Origin of the sequence: Atlantibacter sp., from assembly GCF_032062175.1 — a bacterium.
In the GTDB taxonomy this organism is placed as follows: Bacteria; Pseudomonadota; Gammaproteobacteria; order Enterobacterales; family Enterobacteriaceae; genus Atlantibacter.
In genome coordinates, this window is record NZ_DAMBQK010000012.1 from 25173 (window position 1) to 50691 (window position 25519).

The window sequence follows — 25519 nt, forward strand, 5'->3', positions numbered from 1 at the left end:
CTAAACATGGCCTTATTACAAATTAGCGAGCCTGGGCTGAGCGCCGCGCCGCACCAGCGCAGACTGGCGGCAGGCATCGACTTAGGCACCACCAATTCCCTGGTCGCCACCGTGCGCAGCGGGCAGGCGGAAACCCTGCCGGATCACCAGGGGCGACACCTGCTGCCGTCCGTGGTGAACTATCAGGCGACGGGCCAGACCATCGGCTTTGACGCGCGTGCGATGGCGGCCGCCGATCCGGTGAACACCATCAGCTCGGTAAAACGTCTGATGGGCCGCTCCCTTGCCGATATCCAGGCGCGTTACCCGCATCTTCCGTACAACCTGCAGCCGAGCGCCAATGGCCTGCCGCAGATTGATACCCCGGCAGGCCTGCTGAACCCGATCCGCGTCTCCGCCGACATCCTGAAAGCGCTGGCCGCACGCGCCAGTGAAGCGCTGGCGGGCGATCTGGACGGCGTGGTCATCACCGTTCCGGCTTACTTTGACGACGCCCAGCGTCAGGGCACCAAAGACGCCGCGCGTCTGGCGGGCCTGCACGTGCTGCGCCTGCTTAACGAACCGACGGCGGCGGCGATTGCCTATGGCCTGGATTCGGGTCAGGAAGGCGTGATTGCGGTGTACGATCTCGGCGGCGGCACCTTTGATATTTCAGTACTGCGTCTGAGCCGCGGCGTGTTTGAAGTCCTCTCGACCGGCGGCGACTCCGCGCTGGGCGGTGATGACTTCGACCATCTGTTAGCCGACTGGTTGCGCGAGCAGGCGGGCTTCAGCGATCGCAGCGACAACCATCTGCAACGCGAACTGCTGGATACCGCCATCGCCGCCAAAATCGCCCTGAGCGATGCTGATAGCGTCGCCGTTGACGTCGGCGGCTGGCAGGGCAATGTGACCCGCGCACAGTTCGATGCGCTGATCGCGCCGCTGGTCAAGCGCACCCTGTTAGCCTGCCGCCGCGCCCTGAAAGACGCGGGCGTTGAGGCGAGCGACGTGTTAGATGTGGTGATGGTCGGCGGGTCTACCCGCGTTCCGCTGGTGCGCGAGCGCGTGGGCGAATTCTTTGGCCGTACGCCGCTGACTTCCATCGACCCGGACAAAGTCGTGGCGATTGGCGCGGCGGTGCAGGCCGATATCCTGGTGGGCAATAAGCCGGACAGCGAAATGCTGCTGCTGGACGTGATCCCGCTGTCGCTGGGTTTAGAAACCATGGGCGGCCTGGTGGAGAAAGTGATCCCGCGCAACACCACTATTCCGGTGGCCCGCGCCCAGGAATTCACCACGTTCAAAGACGGGCAAACGGCCATGTCGATCCACGTGATGCAGGGCGAGCGCGAGCTGGTGCAGGATTGCCGTTCGCTGGCACGCTTTGCCCTGCGCGGTATCCCGGCGATGCTTGCGGGCGGCGCGCATATCCGCGTCACCTTCCAGGTAGATGCCGACGGCCTGCTGAGCGTCTCCGCGATGGAAAAATCCACCGGCGTGGAAGCCTCGATTCAGGTCAAACCGTCCTACGGGCTGACCGACGATGAAATCGCCACCATGATTAAAGATTCAATGAGTTTCGCCGAGCAGGACGTCAAAGCGCGTATGCTGGCGGAACAAAAAGTGGAAGCCGCCCGGGTGCTGGAAAGCCTCGCGGGCGCACTGGCGACCGATGCCGCGCTGCTCAGCGCCGCAGAGCGTCAGGTTATCGATGACGCTGCGACTGCCCTGGCGCAAGCAGCAGAAGGCGATGACGTTGACGCCATTGAAAACGCAATTAAAAACGTAGATAAACAGACCCAGGAGTTTGCCGCTCGCCGTATGGATGCCTCCGTGCGCCAGGCGCTGAAAGGCCACTCCGTCGACGAGGTTTAATATGCCTAAGATTGTTTTTCTGCCTCATCAGGATCTTTGTCCCGATGGCGCAGTTCTGGAAGCGAAGAGCGGTGAAACTATTCTTGACGTTGCGCTGCGCAACGGCATTGAAATTGAACACGCCTGCGAAAAATCCTGTGCCTGCACCACCTGCCACTGCATCGTGCGTGAAGGTTTTGATTCACTGCCGGAAAGCACCGAAGACGAAGACGACATGCTGGATAAAGCCTGGGGTCTGGAGCCGGAAAGCCGCCTGAGCTGTCAGGCGCGTGTGACCGATGAAGATTTAGTGGTCGAAATGCCGCGTTACACCATTAACCATGCGCGCGAGCACTAACAGGAGGTAGAGTATGGGCCTGAAATGGACCGACAGCCGCGAAATCGGCGAGGCGCTGTACGACAGCCGCCCGGATCTCGATCCGAAAACCGTCCGCTTCACCGATATGCATCAGTGGATTTGCGAGCTGGAAGAGTTTGATGACGACCCGGCTGCCTCTAACGAGAAGATCCTTGAGGCAATCTTGTTAGTGTGGCTGGACGAAGCTGAATAAAAAAACGGGCTGCCTTCGGGCGGCCCTTTTATGTCTAAGAGCGATAACAAAAGGGACAACAGAATGACTGACGCCATGAAAATCACGCTCTCCACCCAGCCTGCCGACGCCCGCTGGGGAGAAAAAGCGACATATAGCATTAATCACGACGGCATCACCCTGCACCTGAATAACCAGGACGACCTGGGGTTGATCCAGCGCGCCGCCCGTAAAATCGACGGCCTGGGCATTAAGCACGTGGCGCTGTCTGGCGATGGCTGGGACGCGGATCGCAGCTGGGCTTTCTGGCAGGGTTACAAAGGGCCGAAAGGCAGCCGTAAAGTCGAATGGGCGACCCTCGATGAAGCCCAGCAGAAAGAGCTGGACAGCCGCCTGAAAATCATCGACTGGGTGCGCGACACCATTAACGCCCCGGCGGAAGAACTCGGGCCGGAACAACTGGCCCAGCGCGCGGTGGATCTGCTAAGCAGCGTCGCTTGCGACAACATGAAATATCGCATCACCAAAGGCGAAGATCTGCGCGAGCAGAACTACATGGGGATCCACACCGTGGGGCGCGGATCGGATCGCGCGCCGGTACTGCTGGCGCTGGATTACAACCCGACTGGCAACCCGGACGCGCCGGTGTACGCCTGCCTGGTGGGCAAAGGCATCACCTTCGATACCGGCGGTTACAGTCTCAAGCAAAGCACCTTTATGGATTCAATGAAATCCGATATGGGCGGTGCGGCGCTGGTAACCGGCGCGCTGGCCTTCGCCATCACCCGTGGCCTGGATAAACGCGTCAAACTGTACCTGTGCTGCGCCGATAACATGGTCAGCGGCAACGCCTTCAAGCTGGGCGATATCATTCGCTACCGCAACGGCAAAACCGTGGAAGTGATGAACACCGACGCTGAAGGCCGTCTGGTCCTGGCGGATGGGCTGATTGACGCCTGCAAACAGAACCCGGAACTGCTGATCGACGCTGCCACCCTGACCGGTGCCGCGAAAACCGCGCTCGGCAATGACTACCATGCGCTGTTCAGCTTCGACGATGGCCTGGCGAACCGCCTGCTGGCGAGCGCCAGCGCGGAAAACGAGCCGTTCTGGCGTCTGCCGCTGGCAGAGTTCCACCGTAATCAGCTGCCGTCGAACTTCGCAGAGCTGAACAACACCGCCAGCGCCTCGTACCCGGCGGGTGCCAGCACGGCGGCGGGTTTCCTGTCGCACTTTGTTGAAAACTACCAGCAGGGCTGGCTGCATATCGACTGTTCCGCCACCTACCGTAAAGGCGCGGTAGAGCAGTGGGCGGCGGGTGCGACCGGTCTCGGCGTACGTACCTTAGCTAACCTGCTGACGGCGCAATAAGATGGTTATGTCTGAAACCAAAAACGAGTTAGAAGCCCTGCTGGAAAAAGCCGCCACCGAACCGGCGCACCGCCCGGCGTTTTTCCGCACCCTGCTGGACTCCACCGTGTGGGTGCCCGGCACTTCTGCCAGCGATGACGCGGTAGACGCGGACAGCGCGCTGGATTTACAGCACTGGGAAAAAGACGACGGCACTTCAGTGATCCCGTTTTTCTCTTCGCTGGAAGCGTTGCAGCAGGCAATGGGAGAGGAAGAGCAGGCATTCGTTGTCATGCCGGTGCGTACCCTGTTCGACATGACCCTGGGCGAGACGCTGTTTTTGAACGCCAAACTGCCCACCGGTAAAGCGTTCACCCCGCGTGAAATCAGTCATCTGGTGGGTGAAGAAGGCAACCCGCTCAGTACCCAGGAAGTGATTGAAGGCGGCCAGACGCTGCTGCTTTCCGAAGTCGCCGAGCCGCCCGCACAGATGGTCGATTCGCTGACCACACTGTTTAAAACCCTGAAGACGGTCAAGCGCGCCTGGCTGTGCTCCATCAAAGAGCGCGCAGACGCAGAACCTAATCTGTTGATCGGCATAGAAGCCATTGGGGATATCGACGCCATTATCCAGGCGACGGGCAGCGTTGCCACCGACACATTGCCGGGCGATGAGCCGATTGATATTTGTCTGGTCACGGAAGGGGAGAAGGGCGTCAGCCATTTTATCATGGCCCACGTTACGCCCTTCTATGAACGCCGCTGGGGAAGTTTCCTGCGCGATTTCAAAACCAATCGCATCATCTAATCTGAGGGCCGCTACTGCGGCCCTTTTTTATTGCGCTGGCTCGATGGGTAAATCCTGCCGGGCACCCCATTCACTCCATGCGCCGTCGTACAGCGCCACGCCGTTCACTTCCAGCGTTGCGAGCGCCAGCACCAGCACCGCCGCCGTTACGCCCGAACCGCAGCTGGCGATAATGGGCCGCTCAAAATCGACCCCGCGCTGGAAGAAAATATCGTGCAGCGTGGCAGGATCTTTTAGCTCGCCGTTCTGCACCACTTCGCCCCAGGGCACGTTCAACGCGCCGGGAATGTGGCCGCGCTTCAGGCCAGGGCGCGGCTCATCCGCCTCGGCATGGAAACGCGCCGCCGGACGCGCATCAATAATCTGCGCGCTGCCTTCGTGGCTTGCCAACAGCACATCGGTCAGGCGTTTAACCGCTTCAGGATTAAGTTTGGCTTCAAATTCGCCTTCTTCTGGCGTCACGTCGCCCGACTCCACCGGACGGCCTTCCTGCTGCCAGCGTTCCAGGCCTCCAGCCAGTATCGATACGTTTTCCACCCCGAAGCTGCGCAGCATCCACCAGGCGCGCGGGGCGGAGAACAAATCGCCCTCGTCATACACCACCAGATGTTTATCGCTGCTCACGCCGAGTTCACGCATCGCCACCGCGAACGCTTCCGGGCGCGGCATCATGTGGGGCAGCGGGCTGGTACGATCGGACAGCGCGTCGATATCAAAAAACACCGCGCCGGGAAGATGCTCCTCACGGTATTCGCCCGCCACGTCGCGCTGCTGCTGACCGGGAGGGGCCATACGCGCATCGAGAATTTGAATTTCTGGATCGGAAAGGTGCTCAGCGAGCCAGTCGCCCGCAACAAAAAAAGAGGTGGACATGGAGCCTCCGTGTCAGTGCTGAGAGGGCAAATTGTCGGTGTTTTTAGTGTGCGTCACAAGCGGCCGCCTCTCAAGTCGCGATACGAGTCCCGTAATAGCACTATAATTCTGAAAATCTGCCGTTTGCTGTGCCGGTGATAATCTTGCTTTGTATTCCCGCAGCGAACACATAATACTTGCTTCCTCACAACAGGAAGGCCGAAAGGCCAGGGATTTGAGAATGATACGAGCACGCCACGCCGCGCTTGCGGCAGCCTTATTAGCCATTCTGGCAATGGCAGGTTGCGATGATAAACCGAGTGAAGCGGCAAGCGAGCCTAAGCCCGCGCCCGCTCAACAATCGCAGGCCGCGACCGTCGCCGCAAAACCGGATAGCGCAAAACTGGCCCAGCTTGCCGGGCAAAGCGCCGGTAAACCGTTAACGCTGATTGACGCCTCAGAAGTCCAGTTGGATGGCGCGGCGACGCTGGTGCTAACCTTCTCTATCCCTCTCGATCCCAATCAGGATTTCTCCCGTACCGTTCATCTGGTAGATAAAAAGAACGGCAAAGTGGACGGCGCCTGGGAGCTGGCCCCCAATCTTAAAGAACTGCGGATGCGCCATCTGGAGCCGAGCCGTACCTTACTGGTGAGCGTAGACAGCGACCTGAAAGCGCTGAATGAAGCCACTTTCGGCATCAACTGGGAAAAGACCCTTGAAACCCGCGACATAGAACCCAGCGTCGGCTTTGCCAGCCGGGGTTCGCTGCTGCCCACTAAAGTGGTGCAGGGCCTGCCGGTCATGGCGCTGAATATTGATAATGTGGATGTGAATTTCTTCCGCATTAAGCCGGAATCCCTGGCCTCGTTCGTGAGCCAGTGGGAGTACCGAAATTCGCTCACCAACTGGGAATCGGACAAACTGCTGCAACTGGCGGATTTGGTGTATACCGGCCGCTTCGATCTAAACCCGGCGCGTAATACCCGGGAAAAACTGCTGCTGCCGCTGGGGGACATTAAACCGCTCCAGCAGCCAGGCGTGTATCTCGCTGTGATGAACCAGGCAGGGCGCTACAACTACAGCAATGCCGCCACGCTGTTTACCTTAAGTGATGTTGGCCTGTCGCTGCATCGCTTCCATAACCGGCTCGACATCTTCACCCAAAGCCTGGAAAACGGCGCGCCTCAGGGCAGCGTTGACATCCAGTTGCTGAGCGAGAAAGGCCAGACCCTGGCGCAGGCCAAAACCGACGGCGACGGTCACGCCACGCTGGACACGCCGAAAGACGCGGCGCTGGTGCTGGCACGCAACGGCGAGCAGACTACGCTACTGGATCTCAAGCTTCCGGCGCTGGATCTTTCTGAGTTCGATATCGTCGGCGAGGCGGGGTATGCGCGGCAATTCTTTATGTTCGGCCCGCGCGATTTGTATCGTCCGGGCGAAACGGTGATCTTCAACGGCTTGCTGCGCGACGGCGACGGCAAACCGGTTGATGACCAGCCGATTAAGCTGGAAGTGGTGAAACCCGACGGCCAGGTGGCGCGCACTCAGGTAGTGCAATCCCACAACGGGCTGTATCAGTTTAGCTGGCCGCTGGCCCAGACTGCCGCCACGGGCAACTGGTCTATGCGCGCCAATATTGGCGATAACCAGCCGCGCAACTGGCGCTTCCAGGTGGAAGATTTTATGCCGGAGCGCATGGCGCTAACGCTGACGCCGCAGAAAACGCCGATTTCGCCAAAAGATCCGCTCAATATCCCGGTGGAAGGCCATTATCTGTATGGCGCGCCCGCGTCTGGCAACGCATTACAGGGCCAGTTATTTCTTCGCCCGCTGCGTGAGGCGGTCGCCGCGCTGCCCGGTTTCGAATTCGGTGATATCGCCGAGGAAAACCTCACCCGCAGCCTGGATGAAGTCCAGCTAACGCTGGACGAACAGGGCCGTAACGATGTCACGCTCGACAGCCAGTGGCAGGACGCGCGCTCCCCGCTGAAAGTCATTTTGCAGGCCAGCCTGCTGGAATCTGGCGGACGCCCGATAACCCGTCGCGCCGAGCAACCCGTGTGGCCCGCCGCCAGCCTGCCGGGTATTCGTCCGCAGTTTGCCTCTAAAGCCGTGTATGACTACCGCAGCGACACCACGGTAAATCAGCCGATGGTGGATGAAGGCAGCCTGGCCGGTTTCGACATTGTTTATACCGATGCTCAGGGCCAGAAGCTGGCGGTAAACGATTTGCAGGTGCGCTTGATTCGCGAGCGCCGCGACTACTTCTGGAACTGGTCGGAAGGCGACGGCTGGCAATCCCAGTTCGACCAAAAGGATCTGGTTGAGGGTGAACAGTCGCTGAGTCTGGCGGCGGGAGAAACCGGGAAAGTGAGTTTCCCGGTGGACTGGGGTTCTTATCGTCTGGAAGTCAAAGCGCCGAATGAGACCGTCAGCAGCATCCGCTTCTGGGCGGGTTACAGCTGGCAGGACAACAGCGACGGCAGCGGTTCGCCGCGCCCGGATCGTGTGACGCTGAAGCTGGATAAACCGTCTTACAAACCTGGCGACACCATCAAACTGCATATCGCCGCGCCTGCCGCGGGGAAAGGCTACGCCATGATTGAATCCAGCGACGGCCCGCTGTGGTGGCAGGCTATCGACGTACCGGAAGGCGGTATGGACCTCGACATTCCGGTGGACAGCAAATGGCAGCGCCACGATCTCTATGTCAGCACCCTGGTGATCCGCCCCGGCGATAAATCCAAATCCGCGACCCCGAAACGCGCCGTCGGTATTCTGCATCTGCCGCTGGGTGATGAAAACCGCCGCCTGGCGGTGACGCTGGATGCCCCGGCGAAAATGCGCCCGGACCGCAATCTGGATGTGAAGCTGAAAGTCAAACCTGACGCGCAGGGCAACATCCCGGCGCAGGTGAACGTGCTGGTTTCCGCCGTGGACAGCGGGGTGCTGAATATCACTGATTACGCAACCCCAGACCCGTGGGAGGCGTTTTTTGGCCAAAAAGCCTATGGCGCGGATATCTACGACATCTATGGCCAGGTGATTGAAGGGCAGGGACGGCTGGCGGCGCTGCGCTTTGGCGGCGACGGCGATGAACTGAATCGCGGCGGAAAACCGCCGGTTAACCACGTTACCATCGTGGCGCAACAGGCGCAGCCGGTGGTGCTTAACGAAAACGGCGAGGGCACGGTTCAGTTGCCGATTGGCGATTTCAACGGCGAACTGCGGGTGATGGCTCAGGCCTGGACGGCAGACAGTTTCGGCAGCAGCGATACCAAAACTATCGTTGCCGCGCCGCTGATTGCCGACATCAGTATGCCGCGCTTCCTGGCGGGCGGCGATGAATCGCGGCTGGCGCTGGACGTCAGCAACCTGACCGATACCCCGCAAAACCTTACCGTTTCCCTAACCGCCAGCGGGCTGGTTTCGCTGCTGGACAGCCCGGAGCTGAAAGTCAGCCTTAAAGCAGGGGCGCGTAAAACGCTGTTTATTCCGGTGCGCGCCCATGAAGGCTTCGGTGATGGTGAAATCAACGCCCAAATCAGCGGCCTGAACGTGCCGGGTGAAACCTTCGCGCCGTCGCAAAAACAGTGGAAAATCGGCGTGCGTCCGGCGTTCCCGTCACAGACCGTGAACAGCGGCGTGATGCTTAATCCGGGCGAAAGCTGGCAGGTTCCGGCGCCTCACGTTGACGGCTTCTCGCCGGGCACGCTGGAAGGACGACTGCTGCTGAGCGGCCGTCCCCCCCTGAACCTGGCGCGCTATATCAGCGAGCTGAAAGCCTATCCGTACGGCTGTCTTGAGCAAACCACCAGCGGCCTGTTCCCGTCACTGTATACCAGCGCGGCGCAGCTGAAAGCGCTGGGTATCAAGGGCGAAAGTGACGAACAGCGCCGTATGGCGATTGATGTCGGGATCGCCCGCCTGCTGGAGATGCAGCGCGAGGACGGCGGATTCAGCCTGTGGGATAAAACTGGCCCGGAAGAGTACTGGGGCACGGCCTATGTCACCGATTTCCTGGTGCGGGCCACCGAGCAGGGCTACAGCGTTCCGGCTGACGCACTGGAGCGCGCCAACAACCGCCTGCTGCGTTATTTGCAGGACCCGAGCCTGATGGCGCTGCGCTACAGCGATAACAGCGCCGCCAGTAAATTCGCGGTGCAGGCCTACGCAGGCCTGGTACTGGCCCGGCAGCAAAAAGCGCCGCTGGGAGCACTGCGTGAACTGTGGAATAAACATAACGCCGCCAGTTCCGGTCTGCCGTTGGTGCAGCTCGGCGTGGCGCTCAAACTGATGGGCGACGCCAACCGCGCTCAGGAAGCGATTAATGCGGGCCTGGCGACGCCGCGTAACGATCGCGTTCAGTGGATTGGCGATTACGGCAGCGAGTTACGCGACAGTGCGCTGATCCTGAATTTGCTGGAAGAGAATAAACTCCTGGCGCAGCAGCAGGCGGGGTTACTGCAAACGCTGTCCGACCAGGCTTACGGACAGCGCTGGCTGTCGACTCAGGAGAGCAACGCGCTGTTCCTGGCAGGACGCGGCTGGCAAAACCAGCCTGCCGCCTGGCAAGTGCAAAGCTCGCTGTCCGGCGAACCGTTACAGGGCGACAAGGCCCAGGCGTTTAATTTGAATGCGGATAAGCTGGCGGCGTTGCATTTGACTAACACCAGCGACAGCCCGGTGTGGGTGCGGCTCGACAGCGTGGGCTACCCGCAGAGTGCGCCGCAGCAATCCGGCAACGTGCTGAAAATTGAACGCCACTTCCTGGCCAGTGACGGCACCACCAAATCGCTCGATAACCTGCGCAGCGGCGAGCTGGTCCTGGTGTGGCTGGATGTGTACGCCAGCAAAACCGTACCGGATGCGCTGGTAGTCGATCTGCTGCCCGCAGGGCTGGAACTGGAAAACCAGAATCTGGCTAACGCCAGCGCCAGCCTGGGTGAAACCGGCGGCACGGTCAGCGACCTGGTGAGCCGGATGCAGCAGCAGGATATTCAGCATGTGGAATTCCGTGATGACCGCTTTGTGGCGGCGCTGCCGGTAAATGAGGGCGAACACGCCACGCTGGTGTATCTGGCACGGGCGGTGACGCCGGGCAAATACACCGTGCCGGTGCCGCAGGTGGAGTCTATGTATATTCCGTCATGGCGTGCCACGGGCAGCAGCGCAGGGACGTTAACCATCGCGCCGTGAGTAGGCTTTTGTGATCGGATCAAAACTGAAAAAATGCGCCTGCGTGATTGCAGGCGCATTACTGTTATTCGCGCTGGCGCTGTGGGCGGCGGACCGCATTTGGCCGCTACCGCTCAAAGAGGTCAACCCCGCCAGGGTAGTGGTAACCGAAGAGGGGACGCCGCTGTGGCGCTTTGCCGATGACGAAGGCATCTGGCGCTATCCCGTTACCCTGGAAGAGGTTTCCCCCCGCTATCTGGATGCGCTAATCCACTACGAGGACCGCTGGTTCTGGAAACATCCTGGCATCAACCCGTTTTCCATACTCCGCGCCGCCTGGCAGGGCGTGACGTCCGGGCGCGTAGTATCCGGCGGCAGTACGCTGACCATGCAGGTCGCCAGGCTAATCGAACCGCATCCGCGCACCTTTCTGGGTAAAAGCCGCCAGGTGTGGCGCGCCATGCAGCTGGAATGGCATCTGTCGAAACGGGAAATTCTCACGCTCTATCTCAACCGCGCGCCGTTCGGTGGCACGTTACAGGGCGTTGGCGCGGCAAGCTGGGCTTACTTTGGCAAATCGCCTGCCTCGCTGACCCCTGCCGAAGCGGCGTTGCTGGCGGTACTTCCCCAGGCACCGAGCCGTCTGCGCCCTGACCGCTGGCCCGAACGCGCCCAGGCCTCGCGCGATAAAGTACTGCGCCGCCTGGCGCAGTATCACGTCTGGCCCCGGAGCGAGGTGAAAGAGGCGCTGGAAGAACCGGTCTGGCTGGCACCGCGCCAGATGCCGCAGCTTGCGCCGCTACTGGCACGCTATCTGGCGGCGCGCAGCCGCGAGAACAAAATTGTCACCACGTTAGACGCGGGTCTCCAGCGTCAGCTTGAAGAACTGGCGCTGAACTGGAAACCGCGCCTGCCGCCGCGCGGCTCGCTGGCAATCCTGGTGGTGGATGCCAGTACCATGAACGTGCGTGGCTGGGTTGGCTCGGCGGATATCGCCGACGTGAACCGCTTCGGGCATGTGGATATGATACTCGCCAGCCGCTCGCCGGGATCGGTGCTCAAACCCTTTGTCTATGGCCTGGCGCTGGACGAAGCGCTGATCCATCCCGCCTCGCTGCTACAGGATGTGCCGCGCCGCTTCGGGGATTATCGCCCCGGCAACTTCGACAGCGGCTTTAACGGCCCGGTCAGCATGAGCGATGCCCTGGTACGTTCGCTGAATCTTCCGGCGGTGCAGGTGCTGGAAGCCTACGGTCCGAAGCGGTTTGCGGCTAAATTACGCAATGTGGGGCTGACCTTAACCTTGCCCGGCGGCGCGGAGCCGAACCTGTCGATTATCCTCGGTGGTGCGGGGGCGCGTTTATACGATATCGTCGCCGCCTACAGCGCCTTTATGCGCCAGGGCAGGGCGGCGCAGCTGCGGTTAACGCCGAACGATGCGCTGGAAGATCGCCCGCTCATGTCGCCAGGCGCGGCGTGGATTATCCGCCGCATTCTGGCGGGGGAAGCGCAGCCCTTGCCCGACAGCACGTTGCCTCAGGTGGTGCCGTTTGGCTGGAAAACCGGCACCAGTTATGGCTACCGCGATGCCTGGGCGGTGGGTATGAGCCCGCGCTATATCATCGGCGTCTGGACTGGCCGCCCGGACGGCACCCCGGTGCCGGGGCAGTCGGGCTTTGCCAGCGCGGTGCCGCTGCTTAATCAGGTGAATAATCTGGTGCAGGCCAGCTCTGCATTGCAGCAAGCGCGGCTGCCGGTGGATCCTCGCCCGGCGTCGGTCACCGCAGGAACCATTTGCTGGCCTGGCGGGCAGCAGCTTCCGGCAGGGGACGCCAACTGCCGCCGCCGTCTGGCGACCTGGCTATTAGACGACAGCCAGCCCCCCACGCTGCTGGCGCAAGGGCAGGAGCGTATGACCGGAACGCAATATCCGCTGTGGGTGAACCAGCAGGGGCAACGCGTCGCCGCTGATTGTCCGGATGCCCATGCCGAGACCCGTATTCTGTGGCCTTTACCGCTGGAGCCCTGGCTGCCTGCCGGTGAACGTCGCGCCGCGCGGCTGCCCGCTGCGTCGCCGGAATGCCCGCCGTTATCCAACGACGGTGCGACGCCGCTGTTGCTCACCGGCGTGCGTGACGGCGGCATCATCAAACGCGTACCGGGGCAAAGCCGTTTACCGCTGCGGTTAACAACTCAGGGGGGCGAAGGGCCGCGCTGGTGGTTCTTAAACGGCGTGGTGCAATCGGGGCATGGGGATGTAATGATGCTGGAAATTGAAAAAGCCGATGATTATCAAGTGCTGGTGATGGATGAGTCAGGGCAAACCGCCGTGGCCCGTTTTACTGTCCAGTAGTGTACATCCCATAGCCGGAATGGCATTGTGTTGCGAGCTGTCGCACTATTTTAAAAAAATGTTACTTATTCCCATATGCAATACCAGGGATGCTCATTATAATCGCCGCCAATTCGAAATCCGGGTTTCCGGCGCAAACAGAACAACATACAGAGGTTATCATGGCAATTGAACGTACTTTTTCCATCATCAAGCCTAACGCGGTGGCAAAAAACGTTATTGGCAACATCTTCGCTCGTTTTGAAACAGCAGGCCTGAAAATCGTCGGCACCAAAATGCTGCACCTGTCTTCTGAAAAAGCGGGCGGCTTCTATGCTGAGCATCAGGGCAAACCGTTCTTTGATGGTCTGGTCGCTTTCATGACCTCCGGGCCGATCGTGGTGACTGTGCTGGAAGGCGAAGACGCGGTGCGTCGTCACCGTGAAATCCTCGGCGCCACTAACCCGGCGAATGCGCTGGCCGGCACCCTGCGCGCGGATTACGCTGACAGCCTGACTGAAAACGGCACCCACGGTTCTGACTCTGTGGAATCCGCAGAGCGCGAAATCGCCTACTTCTTCGGTGAAGGCGAAGTGTGCCCGCGCACCCGCTAATCACGCCGCGAAAGTTTATTTTTGTGATGCCGCTTACAGTCGTGGCATCACGGCGCTGAAGTTTGTACAATACTGCGCCCCGGGACGAGCTAACGTTCCGGGGCGCTTCTATTTTCAACCCACCATGGGCCATAACGTGTAACAACGAGGCCGGAAAATACTATGTCTGAGCAAATTGTCACTTCCGAAACGCCGGTAACCGTCGTTTCCGCTAAATCTGAAAAAATTAACCTGTTAGATCTCAACCGTCAGCAACTACGCGAATTTTTTGCCAATCTGGGTGAAAAACCGTTCCGCGCCGATCAGGTGATGAAATGGATGTATCACTATTGCTGCGATGACTTTGATGAGATGACGGATATCAACAAGGTATTGCGTAACAAACTCAAAGAGATCGCTGAGATCCGCGCACCGGAAGTGGCTGAAGAACAGCGCTCCGCAGACGGCACCATCAAATGGGCGATCAAAATTGCCGATCAGCTGGTGGAAACCGTGTATATCCCGGAAGAAGACCGCGCCACGCTGTGCGTTTCTTCCCAGGTTGGCTGTGCGCTGGAATGTAAATTCTGCTCAACCGCGCAGCAGGGCTTTAACCGTAACCTGCGGGTGTCGGAAATTATCGGCCAGGTGTGGCGTGCGGCGAAAATTATCGGCGCGCAGAAGAAAACCGGCGTGCGCCCGATCACCAACGTGGTGATGATGGGCATGGGCGAACCGCTGCTCAACCTGAATAATGTAGTGCCGGCCATGGAAATCATGCTGGATGATTTTGGTTTCGGTCTGTCGAAGCGCCGCGTGACGCTGTCTACTTCGGGCGTGGTTCCGGCGCTGGATAAACTCGGCGATATGATCGACGTAGCGCTGGCCATCTCTCTGCATGCGCCGACAGATGAAATCCGCGACCAGATCATGCCGATCAACAAGAAATACAACATTGAGACTTTCCTGGCGGCGGTGCGTCGTTATCTGGAAAAATCCAACGCCAACCAGGGACGCGTGACGGTAGAGTACGTTTTGTTGGATCATATTAATGACGGCACGGAACATGCGCATCAGCTGGCGGAATGCCTGAAAGAAACGCCGTGCAAGATCAACCTGATCCCGTGGAACCCCTTCCCGGGCGCGCCGTATGGCCGCAGCTCCAACAGCCGTATTGACCGCTTCTCCAAAGTGCTGATGGAATATGGCTTTACCACTATCGTGCGTAAAACCCGCGGTGACGACATTGACGCGGCCTGCGGACAGCTGGCAGGCGAGGTGATCGACCGCACTAAGCGTACGATGCGTAAGCGTATGCAGGGTGAACCTATTGAGGTGAAAGCAGTCTGAGTGGCATCGTTGTCTGGTTTGCGATCGGCAAATTGGGCACAGGCTACAAAAGGCGCGCCGTTACCCAATCGTGAAGAAACGTATTCTCTCAATAATTACGGTGCGTTTCTTCTCGCTTTAAGGCAGTATGTAGCGTCTCAACAACAGTTTAGACGCGCATGAATTCTGGATTGCGTCGCCAGCCACGGACAGTTGGTCAAAAGGTGTCTATGTTTAACTGACCAGACGGCATTCAAGCGTCGATATTGTGAAACCATGTCGGCCTGACTGGGCGAATGCTGAACGTTGCAGCCTTAAAAGATTGATTTCGCGGTGCGGGTAGGGTGACCTGCCAGCGCCTGGTTCCTTACTTAAACAGTTCCAGCAGTTGTAGCGAATGAATACTGAAGCCACTCACGATCACAATGCACCACAAACCACCGGCGAACGTCTGCGTTCGGCGCGTGAACAACTCGGTCTTAGCCAGCAAGTCGTGGCAGAACGTTTATGCCTGAAAGTCTCGACTGTCCGCGATATCGAAGAAGATAAAGCGCCCGCTGAACTGGCGGCGACGTTTTTGCGTGGCTACATCCGCTCTTATGCCCGCCTGGTGCATATTCCCGAAGAAGAACTGCTGCCGATGCTGGCACAGCAGGCACCGGTAAAAACTGCGAAAGTGGCGCCGATGCAGGGTTACGCTCTGGGCAAACGCCGTAAAAAACGCGATGGCTGGCTGATGAGCGTCACCTGGCTGGTGCTGTTCGTGGTCGTCGGCCTGACGGGCGCATGGTGGTGGCAGAACCACAAAGCCCAGCAGGAAGAGATCACCACGATGGCCGATCAGTCCACAGCGGAATTGAATGCCAATTCTTCTGCGGGCCAGGCTGTGCCGCTGTCCACCGAGCCGACAGCGGGCGATGACGCCGCCGCGGCGCTTGCCAATAACGACAGCCAACCGGCGACCGCGCCTGCTGAAGTGAACACCGACAACGGCATGGCGACGACCACCGCGCCTGACGCGTCGCAGAATGCGGTTGTTTCGCCGAGCCAGGCGAATGTTGATACCGCGACCGCCGCGCCGGTTACGCCGCCGGCCACTGCCGATAGCGCCAGCGCGCTGCCGGTTGACCAGGCAGCGACGGCTCCGGCAGCCGACCCGAATGCGCTGGTGATGAACTTCAACGCCGATTGCTGGTTAGAAGTCACCGACGCTACCGGTAAAAAACTGTTCAGCGGCCTGCAGCGTAAAGACGCCAGCCTGAACTTAGCGGGCCAGGCACCGTACAAATTAAAAATCGGCGCGCCTGCCGCAGTACAAATCCAGTACCAGGGCAAACCGGTCGATTTAAGCCGTTTTATCAGAACCAACCAGGTTGCGCGTTTGACCCTCAATGCCGAACAATCAGTAGCGCAGTAAGCAGACGGGCAACGGGGGAGATTTTTCATGCATAATGAAGCGCCCATTAAGCGTAGAAAATCCAAACGGATCTACGTGGGTAATGTGCCGGTAGGCGACGGTGCGCCAATCGCCGTTCAGTCAATGACCAATACCCGCACCACCGATGTGGAAGCAACGGTCAATCAAATTAAAGCGCTTGAGCGTGTCGGGGCCGATATCGTACGCGTGTCGGTGCCCACTATGGACGCCGCTGAAGCCTTTAAACTCATCAAGCAGCAAGTCAATGTGCCCCTGGTGGCCGATATCCACTTTGATTACCGTATTGCGCTGAAAGTGGCGGAATACGGTGTGGATTGTCTGCGCATTAACCCAGGCAACATTGGCAGCGAAGAGCGCATCCGCAGCGTAGTTGACTGCGCGCGCGACAAAAATATCCCTATTCGCATCGGCGTCAACGCCGGATCGCTGGAAAAAGATCTCCAGGAAAAATACGGCGAACCGACGCCGCAGGCTTTGCTGGAATCTGCAATGCGTCACGTTGAGCATCTCAACCGCCTGAACTTTGACCAGTTTAAGGTCAGCGTAAAGGCCTCCGACGTCTTCCTGGCTGTGGAATCCTACCGCCTGCTGGCGAAAGAAATCGAACAGCCACTGCATCTCGGGATCACCGAAGCGGGCGGCGCGCGCGCGGGTGCAGTGAAGTCAGCGATTGGCCTGGGACTGCTGCTGTCCGAGGGCATTGGCGATACGCTGCGTATTTCGCTGGCTGCCGATCCGGTGGAAGAGATTAAAGTCGGTTTCGATATCCTGAAATCGCTGCGCATCCGTTCACGCGGGATCAACTTTATTGCCTGTCCAACCTGCTCGCGTCAGGAATTTGACGTGATCGGCACGGTGAACGCGCTGGAACAGCGTCTGGAAGATATTCTGACGCCGATGGATGTGTCGATTATCGGTTGCGTGGTCAATGGTCCGGGCGAAGCGCTGGTCTCGACCCTGGGCGTCACCGGCGGCAATAAGAAAAGCGGCTTCTATGAAGACGGCGCGCGCAAAGATCGTCTCGATAACGACGATATGATCGCCCAGCTTGAAGCGAAGATCCGCGCCAAAGCCAGTATGCTGGACGAAAGCCGTCGCATTGATGTGCATCAGGAAAAATAGGGCAAGCCAGGCTTTCCCGTGTATGATTGAACCCGCTCGCCGCCTCGATTTTTCGGGTGCGGCCTGATTCCGGGTTCATTTTTTGTATTTAATAAGAGAATAAACGTGGCAAAGAACATTCAAGCCATCCGTGGCATGAACGATTACCTGCCGGGCGAAACCGCCATTTGGCAGCGTATTGAAGGCGCACTGAAGCAAGTGCTTGCCAGCTATGGTTACAGCGAAATCCGCCTGCCGATTGTAGAGCAGACCCCGTTATTCAAACGCGCTATCGGTGAAGTGACCGACGTGGTTGAAAAAGAGATGTACACCTTCGAAGACCGCAACGGCGATAGCCTGACGCTGCGTCCCGAAGGCACCGCTGGCTGCGTGCGCGCCGGCATCGAACATGGTCTGCTGTACAATCAAGAACAACGCCTGTGGTACGTTGGCCCGATGTTCCGCCACGAACGTCCGCAAAAAGGGCGTTATCGCCAGTTCCATCAACTGGGCGCGGAAGTGTTCGGCCTACAGGGCCCGGATATCGATGCCGAGCTGATTATGCTGTCTGCACGCTGGTGGCGTGCGCTTGGCATCGCGGAGCATGTTTCTCTGGAGCTGAACTCCATCGGTTCGCTGGAAGCGCGCGCAAATTACCGTGACGCCCTGACCGCCTTCCTGGAGCAGCATAAAGACAAACTGGATGAAGACTGCCAGCGCCGGATGTACACCAACCCGCTGCGCGTGCTGGATTCCAAGAACCCGGACGTACAGGCGCTGCTCAACGACGCCCCTGCGCTGGGTGATTATCTGGATGACGAGTCCCGCGAACACTTCGCCGGGCTGTGCGCGTATCTGGACGCGGCAGGCATCGCCTATACCGTTAACCAGCGCCTGGTGCGCGGTCTGGATTACTACAACCGCACGGTATTTGAGTGGGTCACCACCAGCCTCGGTTCGCAAGGCACCGTGTGCGCAGGCGGCCGCTATGACGGCTTAGTTGAACAGTTAGGCGGTCGCTCCACCCCGGCAGTGGGCTTCGCGATGGGCCTTGAACGACTTGTTTTACTGGTTCAGGCGGTTAATCCTGAATTTAAAGCGCAAAGCGTTGTCGATATTTACCTGGTCGCTTCGGGTGCGGATACGCAAACGGCAGCCATGCTGTTAGCTGAAAAAGTACGCGATGCGCTGCCAGAGTGTAAGCTAATGACCAACTACGGCGGCGGCAACTTCAAGAAACAGTTTGCGCGGGCAGATAAGTGGGGCGCGCGCATCGCACTGGTTCTGGGTGAAAACGAAGTCGCTGCGCGTCAGGTGGTAGTGAAGTATTTGCGTTCCGGTGAACAGCAAACGGTCGAACAAAGCGACCTGGCTGCTCACTTACAAACGCTACTGGGTTAACTTCCCCGGGAATTTATCGTAAGGAGAAGGGCTGCGTGGAAATTTATGAGAATGAAAACGACCAGGTCGATGCGGTAAGGCGTTTCTTTGCTGAAAACGGCAAAGCGCTGGCTATCGGCGTGGTGTTAGGCATTGGCGCGCTGGTGGGCTGGCGTTACTGGACCGGGCATCAGGATGACTCGGTGCGGACCTCATCGCTGACCTATGAGAAAGCGGTTTCCGGCATCCGTGCGGATAAGCCAGAAACGTTGACCGCCGTAGAAAAATTCGCGGCGGAAAACCAGAACACCTACGGCGCGCTGGCGTCGCTGGAACTCGCGCAGCAGTTTGTTGATAAAAACGATCTGGCAAAAGCGGAAGCGAATCTGCAGCAGGGTCTGAAAAACACCCGCGACGAGAATTTGCAGGCGTTGATCAATCTGCGTCTGGCACGTGTGCAGGTGCAGCAGAAACAGGCTGACGCCGCGCTGAAAACCCTCGACGCCATCAAAGGCGAAGGCTGGGTAGCCGTCGTTGCCGATCTGCGCGGTGAAGCGCTGCTGAGCAAAGGCGACAAGCAGGGCGCACGCGATGCATGGAGCAAAGGGGTGGAAAGCAATACCTCTCCGGCGCTGCGTGAAATGATGCAGATGAAAATTAATAATTTGTCCGTCTGAGAGGGACCCGATGCAATTGCGTAAATTACTTCTGCCAGGGCTGCTTTCCGTTACGCTGCTGAGCGGCTGCTCGCTGTTCAGCGGTGAAGAAGATGTCGTGAAAATGTCTCCGCTGCCGACGGTTGAAAACCAGTTCACTCCATCAACGGCCTGGAGTACCTCTGTAGGCAATGGGATTGGCGATTTCTATTCGAATCTGCATCCCGCTTTCCAGGATGACACCGTGTTTGCCGCCGATCGCCGTGGCATTGTGAAAGCGGTGAGCCTGACGGATGGCAAAGAACAATGGTCGGTCGACCTTTCGGAAAAAACCAGCTTCCTGTCGGCGAACCGTTCGGCGCTGCTTTCTGGCGGCCTGACGGCGGCGGGTGGCCACGTTTATGTCGCCAGCGAAAAAGCGCAGGTCTATGCGCTGAATAACGCGGACGGCACCATCGTATGGCAAACCAACGTGGCGGGCGAAGCGCTGTCACGTCCGGTTGTTAGCGACGGTTTAGTGCTGGTTCACACCAGCAACGGTATGCTGCAGGCGCTTAACGAAAGCGACGGCGCGGTGAAATGGACCGTGAGCCTTGATATGCCTTCGCTGTCGCTGCGCGGGGAGTCCGCACCCGCGGTTGCCTTTGGTGCGGCGATTGTCGGTGGTGATAACGGCCGCGTGAGCGCAGTGCTGATGCAGCAGGGCCAGATGATTTGGCAACAGCGTATCTCCCAGGCCACCGGCGCGACGGAAATCGATCGTCTGAGCGATGTGGATACCACCCCGGTCGTAGTGAATGGCGTGGTTTACGCACTGGCCTACAACGGCAACCTGACTGCGCTGGATCTGCGTTCCGGCCAGATCATGTGGAAACGTGAACTGGGTACGGTTAATGATTTCGTGATCGACAACGGGCGTATTTACCTGGTGGATCAAACAGACCGCGTTCTGGCGCTGAACACCGAAGGCGGCGTGACGCTGTGGACGCAACCTGCGTTGCAGTATCGCAACCTGACTTCGCCGGTCCTGTATAATGGTAATCTGGTGGTCGGTGATAGCGAAGGCTACATGCACTGGATGGATACCAGCGACGGACGTTTCGTTGCGCAGCAAAAAGTCGACGGCTCCGGTTTCCAGACTGAACCGGTAGTGGCAAATGGCAAGCTGCTGATCCAGGCGAAAGACGGCACCCTGTACGCGATTACGCGTTAACGGCGCGCTGCGTTTTACCGCTTAAACGGCTCCTGAAACCCTCAGGGGCCGTTTACTGTTTTCTGAACCCGTTGAGATTTCAGGGGGTTTTTATACTGATTTATCGTAATGAGGCTTTAACAATGGTACCTGTGGTCGCGCTTGTCGGGCGCCCTAATGTCGGAAAATCCACTTTATTTAATCGGTTAACCCGCACCCGTGATGCGCTGGTGGCGGATTTCCCGGGGCTGACTCGCGATCGTAAGTATGGTCGTGCTGAGGTGGAAGGCCGCGAATTTATCTGCATCGATACCGGCGGTATCGATGGCACCGAAGACGGCGTAGAAACCCGTATGGCGGAACAATCGCTGCTGGCGATTGAAGAAGCTGACGTGGTGCTGTTTATGGTGGATGCCCGCGCCGGCCTGATGCCAGCGGACATTGCCATCGCCAAACACCTGCGCTCCCGTGAAAAACCTACCTTCCTGGTTGCCAACAAAACCGATGGTCTCGACCCGGATCAGGCCGTGCTCGACTTCTACTCGCTGGGCCTGGGTGAAATTCATCCTATCGCGGCTTCACACGGTCGCGGCGTCACCAGCCTGCTCGAACACGTGCTGATGCCGTGGATGGATGACATCAATCCGCCCCAAGAGGTGGATGAAGACGCTGAATACTGGGCGCAGTTCGAAGGGCAGGAAGAGGGCGAGGAAGAGGAAGAAGAAGCCTTTAACCCGCAGGATCTGCCGATTAAGCTGGCGATTGTCGGACGTCCGAACGTGGGCAAGTCCACGCTGACAAACCGCATCCTCGGTGAAGAGCGTGTTGTGGTGTACGACATGCCGGGCACCACCCGCGACAGTATTTACATTCCGATGGAACGCGATGAGCGCGAATATGTGCTGATCGACACCGCAGGTGTGCGTAAGCGCGGCAAAATCACCGACGTGGTAGAAAAATTCTCGGTGATCAAAACGCTTCAGGCGATTGAAGACGCCAACGTGGTGCTGCTGGTGATCGACGCGCGTGAAGGCATTTCCGATCAGGACCTGTCGCTGCTGGGCTTTATCCTTAACAGCGGCCGCTCGCTGGTTATCGTGGTCAACAAATGGGATGGCCTGAGCCAGGAAGTGAAAGACCAGGTTAAAGAAACCCTGGATTTCCGTCTGGGCTTTATCGACTTCGCGCGGGTGCACTTTATCTCTGCCCTGCACGGTAGCGGCGTCGGCAACTTGTTTGAATCGGTGCGTGAAGCCTATGACAGCTCCACCCGCCGGGTCAGCACCGCGATGCTGACCCGCATCATGAATATGGCGGCGGAAGACCATCAGCCGCCGTTAGTGCGCGGTCGCCGCGTGAAGCTGAAATACGCTCACGCGGGCGGTTATAACCCGCCGATTGTGGTGATCCACGGCAACCAGGTGAAAGACCTGCCGGATTCCTACAAACGCTATCTGATGAACTACTTCCGTAAATCGCTGGACGTGATGGGTACGCCGATCCGTATTCAGTTCAAGGAAGGGGATAACCCGTTTGCTAACAAGCGCAACACCCTGACGCCGAACCAGATGCGTAAGCGTAAGCGCCTGATTAAGCACATCAAGAAAGGTAAATAACCGAGCGGGGCCGAAAGGCCCCGTTTTGTCATTGAGGAGTGATGATGGAAATTCAATGCCCCCACTGCCAGCAGCCGGTTGAGGTAACTGCAACCGTTGCGCACTGTGAACACTGCCAGCAGGAGATCAATCTGGAAGCCCGCTGCCCCGACTGCCATCAGCCGTTACAGGTGCTGAAAGCCTGCGGCGCGGTGGATTATTTTTGCCAGAACGGCCACGGGCTGATTTCGAAAAAACGCGTCGAATTCGTACCGGTTTAACGGCTTAGTCTTTGACAGGGGCTTTGCGCTTACGCGGCGTTTTAACCGGCTGAATGCCGGTCACCTGGCTTTCAACCAGGCCATCTTCCACCCGCGTAGTCAGTACGTCGCCCGCTTTCACCTGTTTGGTTTTCTTCAGCACTTTGCCGTCGGTTGCGGTGGTCACGCTGTAGCCGCGCGCCAGCGTAGCCAGCGGGCTGACGGCTTCGAGTTGCGCAATAGCAGTACCAAAGCGCTGTTTGGTGCCGCCTAACCGCGCGGTAATCACCTGCGAGAGCCGATATTCCAGTTGCTGAATGCGGGTTTGCGCGCGATGGATGCGCCCCTGGGGCTGCTGCTGATACAGGCGTTGCGTCATGCGCTGCTGCTGTTGCGTTCCCTGGCGCAGCCGGTTTTCAACGGCATTGTTCAGCCGCTGGCGCAGGCGTTCCAGCGTGGTTTGCTGACGCGCCAAACGCAGTTGCGGATGCTGCTGTTGCAGGCGATGGTGAAGCCGGGTAAAGCGCTGCTGAAGATTCGCGAAGAAATAGTCCATCGCCATTTCCAGGCGCTGCTGCTGGCCCTGAATTTGCCGCAGCAGCTCCTGCTGGTTGCGGCTAACGACTTCCGCAGCCGCCGACGGCGTCGGAGCGCGTAAGTCGGCAATAAAATCGGCGATGGTCACATCGGTTTCGTGACCGACTGCGCTGACGATGGGAATGCGGCTGGCGAAAATCGCTCGCGCCACGCGCTCATCGTTAAAACTCCACAAATCCTCCAGCGAGCCGCCCCCGCGCCCGACGATCAGCACGTCACACTCCGCACGCTGGTTAGCAAGCTCAATGGCGCGCACGATTTGCGTCGGGGCGTCGTCGCCCTGTACCGCCGTGGGGTAAATCACCACCGGTAGCGACGGATCGCGCCGTTGCAGCACATGCAAAATATCGTGCAGCGCCGCGCCGGTTTTCGACGTGATCACGCCGATCTGGTGCGCCGGAGAGGGCAGGGGCTGTTTATGTTGGGCGTCAAATAGCCCTTCCTGGGAGAGCTTTTGCTTGAGCTGTTCAAACTGTTGTTGCAGCAGGCCCACACCCGCAGGCTGCATGCTTTCAACGATGATTTGATAGTCGCCGCGCGGCTCATACAGCGTGATATTGGCGCGAACCAGCACCTGTTGCCCGTGCTGAGGACGGAACGTAACGCGGCGGTTGCTGTTGCGGAACATCGCGCACCGCACCTGGGCGCCGTCATCTTTCAGCGTAAAGTACCAGTGACCGGACGCAGGTTGGGTGAAGTTAGAAATTTCACCGCTGATCCACACCTGGCCCATTTGCTGTTCCAGTAGCATCCGGACGGTCTGGTTTAATCGGCTGACGGTATAAATTGCGGGGGATTGGCTTAGCGACATGTGAGCTGGATCAAATTCTAAATCAGCAGGTTATTCAATCGATAGTAACGCGGTCAGAGACGATAGCAAGTATTTTTATTAAAAAATGCTAGATGCAAACGGTTACGCTCTGTATAATGCCGCGGCAATATTTTATCTGTTCTCATTCACCCAGGTTGAGATATTGCCCATGCTACGTATCGCTAAAGAAGCACTGACGTTTGACGACGTTCTCCTCGTTCCCGCTCACTCTACCGTTCTGCCGAATACTGCCGATCTGAGCACGCAGTTAACCAAAACCATCCGCCTGAATATTCCTATGCTCTCCGCAGCAATGGACACCGTGACTGAGGCTCGCCTGGCCATCGCGCTGGCGCAGGAAGGCGGTCTTGGGTTCATCCACAAAAACATGTCGATTGAACGCCAGGCTGAAGAAGTCAAGCGCGTTAAAAAACACGAAAGTGGCGTCGTGACCGACCCGCAGACCGTGCTGCCGACCACCACGCTGCGTGAAGTGAAAGAATTAACCGAACGTAATGGCTTCGCCGGTTATCCGGTCGTCACCGCCGACAACGAGCTGGTCGGCATCGTCACCGGTCGTGACGTGCGTTTCGTTACCGATCTGAGCCAGCCGGTCAGTGTTTATATGACGCCGAAAGAACGCCTTGTCACCGTACGCGAAGGCGAATCACGCGATGTCGTGCTCGCGAAAATGCACGAAAAACGCGTTGAAAAAGCGCTGGTCGTAGACGGCAGCTTCCATCTGCGCGGCATGATCACCGTAAAAGACTTCCAGAAAGCAGAGCGTAAACCGAACTCCTGTAAAGACGAGCAGGGCCGTCTGCGCGTAGGCGCGGCAGTAGGCGCTGGCGCGGGCAACGAAGAGCGCATCGACGCGCTGGTTGCCGCTGGCGTAGACGTATTGCTGATCGACTCCTCGCATGGTCATTCCGAAGGCGTGTTGCAGCGCATCCGCGAAACCCGTGCTAAATACCCGGATCTGCAAATCATCGGCGGTAACGTGGCGACGGCGGCGGGCGCGCGCGCGCTGGCAGAAGCCGGCGTGAGCGCAGTGAAAGTCGGTATTGGCCCTGGCTCAATCTGTACTACCCGTATCGTGACCGGCGTGGGCGTTCCGCAAATCACCGCGGTGGCTGACGCAGTCGAAGCGCTGGAAGGCACCGGTATTCCGGTTATCGCCGATGGCGGTATCCGTTTCTCCGGCGACATCGCAAAAGCCATTGCCGCTGGCGCAAGCGCGGTGATGGTCGGCTCCATGCTGGCAGGCACCGAAGAATCCCCGGGCGAAATTGAACTCTACCAGGGCCGTTCTTATAAATCCTACCGTGGGATGGGCTCCCTGGGCGCGATGTCCAAAGGCTCTTCTGACCGCTACTTCCAGAGCGACAACGCTGCCGACAAACTGGTGCCGGAAGGTATCGAAGGCCGTGTGGCGTACAAAGGCCGCCTGAAAGAGATTATCCACCAGCAAATGGGCGGCCTGCGTTCCTGTATGGGGCTGACCGGCTGTGGTACTATCGACGCGCTGCGTACCAAAGCAGAGTTTGTACGCATCAGCGGTGCGGGTATCCAGGAAAGTCACGTACACGACGTGACCATTACCAAAGAGTCCCCGAACTACCGTATGGGCTCCTGATTTTCTTCGCCCGACCTCGC

19 protein-coding genes are annotated in these 25519 nt (G+C 58.7%); 17 read left to right on the forward strand and 2 right to left on the reverse strand.

Annotated elements, in window-relative coordinates; translation table 11 throughout:
- The first annotated feature begins 6 nt into the window (after positions 1-6).
- The 5 genes from hscA (at position 7) to sseB (ending at position 4545) form a co-directional block, all read left to right on the forward strand.
- Complete coding sequence (gene hscA, locus RT120_RS12405; RefSeq protein ID WP_312982927.1) at positions 7-1857, forward strand: Fe-S protein assembly chaperone HscA; 1851 nt, start codon at positions 7-9, stop codon at positions 1855-1857.
- A 1-nt stretch (position 1858) separates the two neighbouring features.
- The gene (gene fdx, locus RT120_RS12410) at positions 1859-2194 is read left to right on the forward strand and encodes an ISC system 2Fe-2S type ferredoxin (protein ID WP_002463685.1); all 336 of its coding nucleotides are present in this window, start codon (positions 1859-1861) and stop codon (positions 2192-2194) included.
- Between the two features lie 13 nt (positions 2195-2207).
- Entirely contained in the window at positions 2208-2408 is a 201-nt protein-coding gene (gene iscX, locus RT120_RS12415; protein WP_002463684.1) for a Fe-S cluster assembly protein IscX, read from the forward strand.
- 63 nt (positions 2409-2471) lie between these two features.
- Complete coding sequence (pepB, locus tag RT120_RS12420) at positions 2472-3758, forward strand: aminopeptidase PepB (RefSeq protein ID WP_312982928.1); 1287 nt, start codon at positions 2472-2474, stop codon at positions 3756-3758.
- A gap of 7 nt (positions 3759-3765) precedes the next feature.
- On the forward strand, positions 3766-4545 hold the full coding sequence (gene sseB / locus RT120_RS12425) for an enhanced serine sensitivity protein SseB (protein WP_312982929.1): 780 nt from the start codon (positions 3766-3768) through the stop codon (positions 4543-4545).
- A gap of 27 nt (positions 4546-4572) precedes the next feature.
- Here the strand turns inward: sseB and sseA are convergent, their stop codons facing one another.
- Complete coding sequence (gene sseA / locus RT120_RS12430; RefSeq protein WP_312982930.1) at positions 4573-5418, reverse strand: 3-mercaptopyruvate sulfurtransferase; 846 nt, start codon at positions 5416-5418, stop codon at positions 4573-4575.
- A gap of 220 nt (positions 5419-5638) precedes the next feature.
- Here sseA and RT120_RS12435 point away from each other — a divergent pair, with 220 nt between their 5' ends.
- The 11 genes from RT120_RS12435 to RT120_RS12485 all read left to right on the forward strand — a co-directional run bounded on the left by RT120_RS12435 (position 5639) and on the right by RT120_RS12485 (position 22476).
- Positions 5639-10600: an alpha-2-macroglobulin gene (locus RT120_RS12435; RefSeq protein WP_312982931.1), complete on the forward strand. Its 4962-nt coding sequence runs from the start codon at positions 5639-5641 to the stop codon at positions 10598-10600.
- A 10-nt stretch (positions 10601-10610) separates the two neighbouring features.
- Positions 10611-12932 carry a peptidoglycan glycosyltransferase PbpC gene (gene pbpC / locus RT120_RS12440; RefSeq protein ID WP_409515047.1) on the forward strand — a complete coding sequence of 774 codons (2322 nt, stop codon included), beginning with the start codon at positions 10611-10613 and terminating at the stop codon, positions 12930-12932.
- A 161-nt stretch (positions 12933-13093) separates the two neighbouring features.
- On the forward strand, positions 13094-13525 hold the full coding sequence (gene ndk / locus RT120_RS12445; RefSeq protein WP_125294119.1) for a nucleoside-diphosphate kinase: 432 nt from the start codon (positions 13094-13096) through the stop codon (positions 13523-13525).
- A 162-nt stretch (positions 13526-13687) separates the two neighbouring features.
- A complete protein-coding gene (locus tag RT120_RS12450; protein WP_312982932.1) occupies positions 13688-14854 on the forward strand; it encodes a bifunctional tRNA (adenosine(37)-C2)-methyltransferase TrmG/ribosomal RNA large subunit methyltransferase RlmN in 1167 nt (388 codons plus the stop codon).
- Between the two features lie 376 nt (positions 14855-15230).
- Positions 15231-16250, forward strand: coding sequence for a cytoskeleton protein RodZ (rodZ, locus tag RT120_RS12455; protein ID WP_312982933.1), 1020 nt, complete (start codon positions 15231-15233; stop codon positions 16248-16250).
- 27 nt (positions 16251-16277) lie between these two features.
- On the forward strand, positions 16278-17393 hold the full coding sequence (ispG, locus tag RT120_RS12460) for a flavodoxin-dependent (E)-4-hydroxy-3-methylbut-2-enyl-diphosphate synthase (protein ID WP_312982934.1): 1116 nt from the start codon (positions 16278-16280) through the stop codon (positions 17391-17393).
- 105 nt (positions 17394-17498) lie between these two features.
- Positions 17499-18773, forward strand: coding sequence for a histidine--tRNA ligase (gene hisS, locus RT120_RS12465; RefSeq protein ID WP_312982935.1), 1275 nt, complete (start codon positions 17499-17501; stop codon positions 18771-18773).
- A 35-nt stretch (positions 18774-18808) separates the two neighbouring features.
- The gene (locus RT120_RS12470; protein WP_312982936.1) at positions 18809-19429 is read left to right on the forward strand and encodes a YfgM family protein; all 621 of its coding nucleotides are present in this window, start codon (positions 18809-18811) and stop codon (positions 19427-19429) included.
- Positions 19430-19439: 10 nt separating this feature from the next.
- Entirely contained in the window at positions 19440-20621 is a 1182-nt protein-coding gene (gene bamB, locus RT120_RS12475; protein WP_312982937.1) for an outer membrane protein assembly factor BamB, read from the forward strand.
- Positions 20622-20743: 122 nt separating this feature from the next.
- Positions 20744-22216 carry a ribosome biogenesis GTPase Der gene (gene der, locus RT120_RS12480; protein WP_312982938.1) on the forward strand — a complete coding sequence of 491 codons (1473 nt, stop codon included), beginning with the start codon at positions 20744-20746 and terminating at the stop codon, positions 22214-22216.
- A gap of 44 nt (positions 22217-22260) precedes the next feature.
- Entirely contained in the window at positions 22261-22476 is a 216-nt protein-coding gene (locus RT120_RS12485) for a zinc ribbon domain-containing protein (protein WP_312982939.1), read from the forward strand.
- Positions 22477-22480: 4 nt separating this feature from the next.
- Here RT120_RS12485 and xseA read toward each other — a convergent pair whose 3' ends face one another.
- Positions 22481-23863, reverse strand: coding sequence for an exodeoxyribonuclease VII large subunit (gene xseA / locus RT120_RS12490; RefSeq protein ID WP_312982940.1), 1383 nt, complete (start codon positions 23861-23863; stop codon positions 22481-22483).
- Positions 23864-24032: 169 nt separating this feature from the next.
- Between xseA and guaB the strand changes: the two genes are divergently transcribed.
- On the forward strand, positions 24033-25499 hold the full coding sequence (guaB, locus tag RT120_RS12495; protein WP_125294129.1) for an IMP dehydrogenase: 1467 nt from the start codon (positions 24033-24035) through the stop codon (positions 25497-25499).
- The last annotated feature ends 20 nt before the right edge of the window (positions 25500-25519 follow it).